The sequence below is a fragment of the Pedobacter sp. 10L46_2 genome, from assembly GCF_056395165.1.
Window position 1 is genome coordinate 1 of the sequence record NZ_JBFTIZ010000260.1, and the last position, 6074, is coordinate 6074.

4 protein-coding genes are annotated in these 6074 nt (G+C 38.3%); all 4 read left to right on the forward strand.

What is annotated here, in order from left to right:
• Positions 1-1642 (forward strand): alpha-amylase family protein (locus tag AC1DDX_RS21545; RefSeq protein ID WP_477622572.1); only part of this gene is annotated, 1642 nt, incomplete at its 5' end.
• Positions 1623-3788, forward strand: a complete 2166-nt coding sequence (locus AC1DDX_RS21550) for a glycosyl hydrolase family 95 catalytic domain-containing protein (RefSeq protein WP_337716703.1) — start codon at positions 1623-1625, stop codon at positions 3786-3788. The genes AC1DDX_RS21545 and AC1DDX_RS21550, both read left to right, overlap by 20 nt.
• Positions 3789-4094: 306 nt before the next feature.
• On the forward strand, positions 4095-4652 hold the full coding sequence (locus AC1DDX_RS21555) for an RNA polymerase sigma-70 factor (protein ID WP_048903253.1): 558 nt from the start codon (positions 4095-4097) through the stop codon (positions 4650-4652).
• A 56-nt stretch (positions 4653-4708) separates the two neighbouring features.
• Positions 4709-5905 (forward strand): FecR family protein, encoded by a 1197-nt coding sequence (locus AC1DDX_RS21560; RefSeq protein ID WP_337716705.1) that lies wholly within the window; start codon positions 4709-4711, stop codon positions 5903-5905.
• Positions 5906-6074 lie beyond the last annotated feature (169 nt).

Sequence of the window (6074 nt, forward strand, 5' to 3'; positions counted from 1 at the left end):
ACCCAGAACTGCCGTTTATTGCACCTGGTATTCAGAAAAAAACGGAGGAGCGGGCACCGAACAATCAACTATTGAACTTGCAAAGTTTGTTAAAGAAAAGTTAAGGCCTTTTGGACTTGGAGCGATTCAAATTGATGATCAGTGGCAGGCAGGCGGACAATATAATGGACCTCATCGCGGCTTTGATCGTGTTGATCCAAAAGGTGGTTATCCAAACGGAATGTCGACAGTTGCTGCAACTGTAAAAAAAGAGGGTCTGATGGCAGGAATTTGGTGGATGCCTTTTGCACGAAATCATCAGGATATTGAGTATCGGGACAAACAACATTGGTTTGCACACAGGAAAAATGGGAAGCCTTACGAAACAACATGGGGTGGGACTTCTCTAGATCTTACTAATCCAGAAGTCCAGAGTCATATTTCTTACGTTGCAAAAAAAATGCAGGGATGGGGATATAATTATTTCAAAATGGATGGACTTTGGACGGGCACAGTTACTGAGCAGGTTTACATCAATGATGGTTATAAAAATGACAGTATAGGAAATAATAAACCGCTATTTAATCCAATGAAAACACAGATCGAAGCATACCGTGATGGCTTAAGATTATTGCGGCACGCAGTTGGAAATGAAGTGTTTCTTTCCGGATGTTGTGCTAGTCAGAATATGAGATCGTTTGGCGCTTCAATGGGATTGGTAAATTCAATGCGCATTGGCCCGGATTTTAATCATGATGGAGAGAGCATTCGTACTGGGGTAATACGTGCATCCAGATTATATTTTTTAAACGGAAGAGTTTGGTGGAATGACCCGGATCCGTCTATGTTAAGAGAAAAAGGTAAATCAGCAGCAGATCCTGCAGCTGATGGTATAGGAAGTTTAACCAGAGCACGGTTATTGCCATCCTATGTTGCTGTCTCAAAGCAATTTTTCTTAAGTAGCGACTGGCTTCCGGATTTGCCAAATGACAGAATTGAAATCATGAAACGCTGCATGGCCTCACATAACGGGGTTGCCAGACCCGTTGATGCTTTTGATAAATCTCTTCCTTCAATTTGGATTGCCACTGATCAGAAAGCCGGTGTTAAGCGAAATGTAATTGGTTTATTCAATTGGGCTACTTCTACTCAAACTATAAGCAGTTCAATAAAATGGGCCGGCCTGGCCGAAAAGACTGCTTATCATGCGTTTGATTTTTGGGAGAATAAACCATTACCTGATATTTCAGGTTCATTTGCAATGAGCCTTCCCGCTGAATCGTGCAGGATAATAGCGGTACGTGCAAAATCAAATCATCCGGTAGTGGTTTCAACCTCTCAGCATGTAACACAAGGCATCATTGATTTGATGGAAGAAGAATGGAAAAGCGGAACGCTCTCAGGCACGAGTAAATTGATTGCAGGTGATGATTATGAACTTAGAATTGCAGGACTAAATGATGGCGGAAAATGGAAGACAGATCGCGCCTCCCTAATTGCAAATAAAGATGAAACTACCATTCATGTGTTGCCAAAGCAAGAAAATGGATGGTTAAGGGTACTTATTAAATCAAATAAGAGTGGCTTGGTGAAATGGAGAATTAGGTTTAGTAAACAAGCAGTTAATATCAGAAATAAAAATAATGAAAGTCGTAAAGCTTAGTTTTTTCTTAATCGTATGTTCCTTAAATGGGGGGGCACAAAGTAGATCGCCTTTAAATGAGGAAAAAAGGTTTTTAAAAAATATCTGGACAAAACCCCCAACGCATATTCCAAATGATGTTTCAGTTGATGCTCCATTAATGGGGAATGGTGATGTGACCATGAGTGTAGGGTTTAAAGAAGACCGGTTGCGGTATTATCTTTCAAAGAATGACTTTTGGCGGTTGCGTTCAAAAGCCGATGGTTTATCGGGTCCAAGAGTGATTGGTTTTGTAGATGTGAGCGTTAATGGTTTTAATGGTGGCGAGTTTTCTGCGGAACAGTCACTTGAGAATGGTGTCACTTCTTGTGTGCTGCACAAGGACAGGCAAAACGTAACTGCAAGATCATGGGTGTCGGCGACAGAAAACCTGATTTTTATTGAACTGACTGCGGTAGGAAAAGCAACAAAAGTTTCTATTCGTTTAACCGCTCCTGAACATCAACATGCCAGGTTAAAAAGCGGTAAAGCAAATAATGTTTATTGGCTTACACGTTCTTTCGTGGATAGTGTAGATATTTCAACAGAAGTAGCAGTTGCTTTAAAAACCTTTAATCATAAAGACAGTACCGTTTTATTACAGCCGGGGAAGAAAATAGTTATTGGACTTTCTATTGAAAGTAAGTTTAAAAACACGAAACCCTTGGATGATGCATTTAACCAAATAAGTAAGCTTGATGAGAGGTCGATTGCAACAGTAATGAATAAACATAATAATTGGTGGAAACGCTATTGGAGCAAATCAAATATAGCTGTTGAAGATCCGGTATTAATGAAAGCCTACTATCAGGGATTATATACGATGGCTGCTTGCAGTCGTGATCCAAAGTTCCCTCCGGGAATATTTGGTTGGACTACTACAGATAACCCGGCTTGGAATGGTGATTATCATTTGAATTATAATTTCCAGGCTCCTTTTTATGCTTTATATGCAGCTAATCGCTTGGAACAGGGAGAACCCCACGATGCTCCGCTTCTTGATTTTATACCAAGAGGCGAATGGTATGCACATCAGATAACACACACAAGAGGTATTCTTTATCCTGTAGGAATTGGCCCTTTAGGAATTGAGGTTACCCGTAACTTTCCAACCTATGAAAAAGAAGCGGGGGGACTATTTTTTGGACAACGTTCTAATGCTGCATACGGATTGCTCAATATGGCACAACAGTGGCGCTGCACTTACAATGAAAAGTATGGTAAAAAGATATATCCTTATGCGCTGGCTGTGGTTAATTTCTGGGAAGATTACCTAAAATTTGAGAATGGCAGATTTGTTATTTATGGTGATGCAATTCATGAAGGTTCTGGGAATGATAAAAACCCAATTTTATCACTTGGATTGATTCGAAATGCTTTTGATCTCATCCTTGATTTGAGTTCTACCTTGAAAATGGATGAGAACAGACAGGAAAAATGGAAAGATATTCTCGATAAGCTTAGTGATTTTCCGATTCAAACGCGAAATAACAAGGATGTATTTCGGTACACGGAAAAGGGTGTTGATTGGTGGCCGGATAATGGATTGGGAATACAACATATTTATCCTTCTAATTCGATTAATTTGGACAGTAGGCCTGAATTATTGATCCGTTCTCGCAATACTATTGACGAAATGAAACGCTGGAAGGATAATAATACCAGTAGTAGTTTTTTTATGGCGGCAATCAGGGTGGGGTATGATCCATCTATTGTCTTAAATGAATTACATGAATATGCTTTGCGCACTTATCCCAACGGTTTCCAGCTAAATAATCCTCATGGGATAGAAAATAGTTGTACAGTAGCTAATGCCCTTAATGAAATGCTCTGCATGAGCGCAGGGAATGTAATCCGCTTATTCAATGGCTTATCAAAAAAACAGAATGCGAGCTTTGAAAATATCAGAGCATGGGGTGCATTTCTGGTTTCCGCCAGATTGAAAAATGAGGTAGTTACTGATGTTCAAATAGTAAGTGAGAAAGGAAGGCTTTGTACGATGGTAAATCCATGGCCTGATAAGAAGGTACTTTTGATCAGAAACGGGAAAAAGTCAGATATCCTTAATGGGACTCGGATTTCCTTTAAAACAGTTCCAAATGAGATTGTTAAATTGCAGGCTCTATAAATATTGTTCTCTTGAAAAGACGTATAAGTCAAATCACTAAGCAAAAAAAGCATCAATATTGATCAATATAATACAATTTTTGTAGTTTCTAAAATGTTTAATTTTAGAAACTAACTTGTTGATCTACAGAATTATTTTGAGTGTTTTTTAGGGTAGCCATATGATTGGTGGTACAAGTACAACCAAATAGAATCAGGAAAAGATTCACGTCATATGTCATGCCAATATCACTTAATATTTTGATTAAATGATTGAATATTCATACAATAAAAAAATGTTATTTGATGAACTTAATACTATGCAATAATGTTTACAAGACATAAGGAAGAGGATACTGAAATATTTCCGGAGGTGCTTTTTAAGAAATTTTATCCCAGGCTTTGTGATTTTGCTTGTTATTTAGTAAAGGATCAGGACGCAGCTGAAGATATTGTTCAGGATGCATTTATTGTGTTTTTAGAGCAAAAGGAGCATATTTCATCGAATTCTAATGCCGTAAAATCATTTTTATATTCATCAGTCAGGAATGCATGCTTAAATAAGCTCCGTCATCACAAAGTTGTAGATACCTACAATAAAAAATTCCCATTTGAGGTGTTTGACGATCCTAAAATATTAGATGGGATTGTTCATGCCGAGATCATGGCCGAAATACATCAGGCAATTAATATGTTGCCCGCAGATTGTGCTATGGTACTTAGATATGGATATCTGGAGGGATTGCAAAACCGTAAAATTGCAGAACAGTTGAATATAAGTATAGATTCCGTTAAATATCAGAAGCAGAAAGCGCTTAGCTTAATGAGAGTACTGCTCGGTGATGCTGTTTACTTGCTGTTTGTCAGTCTTTTATTGCATAAATAATTTTTCTAAAAAAAATCACCCATTTTTCAATTTCAGGTTTCTTTATAGATATAGAGATGAAACCAGTTATGAAAAACCAGCCTTACGAATTTGCCCTGCTAATTTCACGATATTTATGTAATGAGCTTTCAAAAGAAGAAGAAGCTCATCTTATGCAGATACTTGAAAAAGATGAGCATAAACGTAAAATTCTGGAATACTATAAGCAAACGGCTCCTGCTCAGGAAAGACTTGATTATATGAATAGTCTGGACGTTGATGCAGCATGGAATAAGGTTCGTCAGCGCCATGATGGTAATTTAGGTAAAAGCAGCAATTACAGTTTTCTAAAATATGTGGCCATACTTGCTATAACGGTAAGTGCTGTGGCATTGTGGTTGGCTTATGGTACAAAGGACAATAAGTTGGTCACATCACTTGCTGCCGATAAACAGATACTGGATGTGTTACCAGGTGGCAATGTTGCAGTGTTGGTTTTATCTGATGGAAAAAGAGTAAGCCTGGATAGTGGAGCGGTAGCACTGCGGGAAAAGGATGGTACCCAGGTATCAGGTAATCAGGGAGGCTTGGCTTATTCGAATGATATTGCATCTGAACAAGAGGAAGTATTGTACAATACACTAATTGTTCCTCGCGGTGGTACATACAACATACAATTGCCCGATGGTACTAATGTTTGGCTTAATGCGATGTCAGAATTGCGTTTTCCAGTAAAATTCGGCACAAAGGAAAGAAAGGTTGAACTTATTGGAGAGGCCTACTTCGAGGTTGCAAAAAATAAGGATGTCCCTTTTAAGGTAATTACAGCTCATCAAGAGATTGAAGTAAAAGGTACTCATTTTAATGTGAATTGCTATGCTGATGAAAACTTTGTCCGTACAACTTTATTGGAAGGCTCAGTTAAAATATCAGATCCGGCAGCTCCTGCCAGGTCCTGGTTGTTAAGTCCCGGAGAGCAGGCCCAAACCAACAAGAAAACTGGAAAGACTGCTCTAGAAAAGGTAAATATGAAAGAAGTCTTTGCTTGGAAAAATGGCTATTTCTTTTTTAATGATGAGAAGTTGGAAAGTATTATGGCCAAAATCGCAAGATGGTATGATATCGAGGTAGTTTATAAAGGTCAACTGGAGGAGCAATCATTTTTGGGACAGATAGAAAGATCAAAAAAAATATCATCCATATTAAATGTCTTAGAATTAAGTGGGAATGTTCACTTTAAAATTTCAGGAAGGAGGGTCGTCGTTATGCCATAATAGTACTCAGGAATACGGTGATCAAAAAAAGTCAGAGATGCTTCGAACCATCCCTGACCATATGTTTAGATCTACCCATTTAAAATTGTTACTACACAACCAAACCAGTTTAAACCCAAACAAACAAATGTATGAAAATTTACGATCTGTTCAGAGCTAAGCTTTGGGC